Genomic DNA, 3,040 nt, shown 5'->3' on the forward strand with positions numbered 1-3,040 from the left:
GCCCTGCAGGGAGCGCTCGTGGACCTCGTCGACCTCTCCCTCATCGCCAAGCAGATCCACTGGAACGTGATCGGGCCGCGCTTCCGGTCCATACACCTCCAGCTCGACGACGTGGTCGATACCGCGCGTGCGTACTCCGACACGGTGGCCGAACGCGCCTCCGCGCTCGGAGTGCCGCCGGACGGCCGCTCCACCACCGTCTCCGCGGCGACCAACATCGAGCAGGCCAGGGCGGGCTGGCAGCAGGACACCGCCGCCGTCCAGATCATGGTGGCCGCGTTGGGCGCGGTCATCGCCAAGGCCCGCGAACGGATGACGGCGGTCGCCCCCGCCGACCCGGTGACGGAGGACATCTTCATCCAGCTCACCGGCGACCTCGAGAAGCATCACTGGATGTTCCAGGCAGAGAACGGCGGCTGAGGGAAGCGCCCCCCTTCCCGAAGGAGGAAGGGGGCACCGTCGTTGGCTGGACGGCATCCACGAGCCGGTGTGTGAACCGGCCGTATTTCTCCAGCCGGCGATATACCGGAATGTGAGCTACCGCAAAGCGTGCTGTCCGTAGCGGAAGTGACGGCACGTTCACTCCCGTGAGTCAAGCGACCGTCGGATTCCAGCCATGTGTCTTCTATGGCGTTCATGTGCAAGAAGCGTGTTGATTATGGAAGTTGGGCCGGGTTAACATCCCGAGGTACGCCCCGGCCGTGACCAACCGGAGCGGCACACGGGGAGAGAAGACGGGGAAGAAGACCGCGGGGGAACCGATTTTGCTTGAGACCATCACCGGCGCCTCCGCATGCCCTCTTCCCCGACATGACACGTCAGGGAGTGTACGTGAAGCGCAATACATTGCGCATCGCCGGCGCATCAGCGCTGGCCGCAGTTGTTTTCGGTGTCGCCGCGCCCGCCGCGAGCGCTGCCACCCAACGTTCCACGCATGCCCCGGCCATCTCGGCCGCGCAGCATTCTGAGGCCCAACAGGCTGCGCGCGGCCTCCTGAGGAGTAACGACGCCGGAGCCCGTGCGCTGGTGTCCGGCCTGTCGGCGGCACAGCAGGCTGACCTGCAGAAGGTCGCCAAAGGCGAGTTCGTGGCAGCGGGCAAGTGGAGCGCGATCTGGAATGTCCTGAAGAAGATCGGCGGCTTCGGCAAGGCCATCGCCGGCAAGTACAAGGACTTCAAGAGGTGGTACGACGGTCTGTCCTGGTGGCAGAAGGCTGCGATCAAGGCGGTCTCGCCGGGTCTGACGATCTACGACATCTGGTGGCACTTCAACCACTGAAACCCAGTCGTAGCTGAGTGATGCCGGCTGAGTAGTAATGGCTGGGCCCGTCCGTACAGGCCCAGCCATTACTGGATCACGGAGAATTCGAGATGAGCGATACCAGCGTTTCCAACAAGGCCACCGAAGGTACTTGGGCCGTATCCCTGCTGGCGCTGGCGCCGTCAGTGGCGGTCAGACTCTTTACGGGCATGTCCATGCCGTGGCTCGTCATTGCCTGGGTGTTCTGCACCCTGTCCGTCGTACTGGTGATGGTGGGGTGGGTTGTGGTTTTCCGTCATGGAGCACGCGGCGCTGCGGGATGGGGCACTTGTGCCCTCGCCCACGCAGCACTGGCCTGGCAGCTGGCTGCCCTCGGCACGTAGCCGAGCATGGAGAAAGTGTACGGAGTGAGGACTCACTCATTGACGGAGTGAGTCCTCACTCCGTACCCTCGGGGTCATGACAGCACCCAGGGAGAACCAGACCACCCGCCGCCGCGCCCCCGGCATGTCGCCGGAGCAGCGGCGCGCGATGATCATCCAGACCGCGATCCCGCTGATCGCCGAGTACGGAGCCGCAGTGACCACCGCGAAGGTCGCCCGCGCCGCGGGCATCGGCGAGGGCACGATCTTCCGGGTCTTCGCCGACAAGGACGAGCTGCTGCAAGCCTGCCTGGCGGAGGCGCTCTCCCCCGAGCACGCGATCCGCGAGCTCGGCGCGATCGAGGTATCCCAGCCGCTGCCCGACCGGCTGGCGGAGGCGGCCCAAGCGCTGCAGGCGCACCTGTCCCGAATGGGCACGATCGCCGGCTCGCTGCATGCCTCCGGGCACCGCAGCGGCAAGCACCCCGGCACGGTGCGCGGCGCGGGCCGCGAGGAGTCGACGACCCGCATCCGCGCGGCCCTCGCGGATCTGCTGGAGCCCGACACGGCCGCGCTGCGCCGGCCGCCTGAGCAGATCGCGGCCCTCTTTTTCGGGCTGCTCTTCACCCAGCCGCATATGGAGGACGAGCCGGAGCTGACCACGCAGGAGCTGGTGGAGGTCTTCTTGCACGGCGCGCTCGCGGGCGGCGCCAAGTGAGCGCGCGCAGAAGGCGCTTGGGAGTTTCGGGGCTCGCGGTCCTGACGCCTGTCCTGGTGTGGCTGGTCGCGGACCCGATGCTGGGGCACCGGCTGCGGATCATCAACGGCGAGCAGACGCTCGACATCGGCGCGGTGCCGGTGGTGTTGGTCGCGCTGCTGGCGGCCCTCGCCGGCTGGGGGCTGCTGGCCGCCCTGGAGCGGTTCAGGGGACGGCGCGCCCGCGCCGTCTGGACCGGGGTGGCCGTCGCCGTACTGGTCATGTCCTTCCTGCCGTTGACCGGCGACGGCATGGACGGCGGCACCCGGGCCGCGCTGACCCTGATGCACCTGGCGGTGGCGGCGGTGCTGATCCCGGGCCTGCGCACGAAGGAGGGTGCCGCGGCGACACCGCCAGCACCAAGTACGCCGCGAACAGCACCAGATGGAGGCAGTCTCGGCAGAGAGTCGCGCGGCCGGAGATGACCGTCGGAGTGCCCACCACGATCGAGATGAAGAGGGGTCCTGGTGGGTCGGGCCGAGGCCCGGCAGGAGCGGACCCTCGTGCCAGTTCGCTGCGATGGCCACCGCCGGGATGGTCAGGCCGATGCTGGCGATGTCGGAGCCGTAGGCGAGGTCGGGCGCCGCCGCACAGCAACACCATGAAGATCCACAACTACGGCTGGAGTACTACGTGAAACCCGCACTCCGACAGTGCTCTA

At 67.6% G+C, this 3,040-nt stretch carries 5 protein-coding genes; all 5 read left to right on the forward strand.

The window, feature by feature from the left end; genetic code table 11:
• Positions 1 to 420 (forward strand): Dps family protein (locus ACRDP3_RS03115; protein ID WP_431515250.1); only part of this gene is annotated, 420 nt, incomplete at its 5' end.
• 411 nt (positions 421 to 831) lie between these two features.
• On the forward strand, positions 832 to 1,278 hold the full coding sequence (locus tag ACRDP3_RS03120) for a hypothetical protein (protein WP_431515251.1): 447 nt from the start codon (positions 832 to 834) through the stop codon (positions 1,276 to 1,278).
• A 92-nt stretch (positions 1,279 to 1,370) separates the two neighbouring features.
• Positions 1,371 to 1,643 carry a hypothetical protein gene (locus ACRDP3_RS03125; protein WP_431515252.1) on the forward strand — a complete coding sequence of 91 codons (273 nt, stop codon included), beginning with the start codon at positions 1,371 to 1,373 and terminating at the stop codon, positions 1,641 to 1,643.
• 76 nt (positions 1,644 to 1,719) lie between these two features.
• The gene (locus ACRDP3_RS03130) at positions 1,720 to 2,340 is read left to right on the forward strand and encodes a TetR/AcrR family transcriptional regulator (protein ID WP_431515253.1); all 621 of its coding nucleotides are present in this window, start codon (positions 1,720 to 1,722) and stop codon (positions 2,338 to 2,340) included.
• The gene (locus ACRDP3_RS03135; protein ID WP_431515254.1) at positions 2,337 to 2,804 is read left to right on the forward strand and encodes a DUF6069 family protein; all 468 of its coding nucleotides are present in this window, start codon (positions 2,337 to 2,339) and stop codon (positions 2,802 to 2,804) included. The genes ACRDP3_RS03130 and ACRDP3_RS03135 overlap by 4 nt, the downstream gene beginning before the upstream one ends.
• Positions 2,805 to 3,040: the final 236 nt, after the last annotated feature.

Origin of the sequence: Streptomyces sp. (genome assembly GCF_050698815.1) — a bacterium.
In the GTDB taxonomy this organism is placed as follows: domain Bacteria; phylum Actinomycetota; class Actinomycetes; order Streptomycetales; family Streptomycetaceae; genus Streptomyces.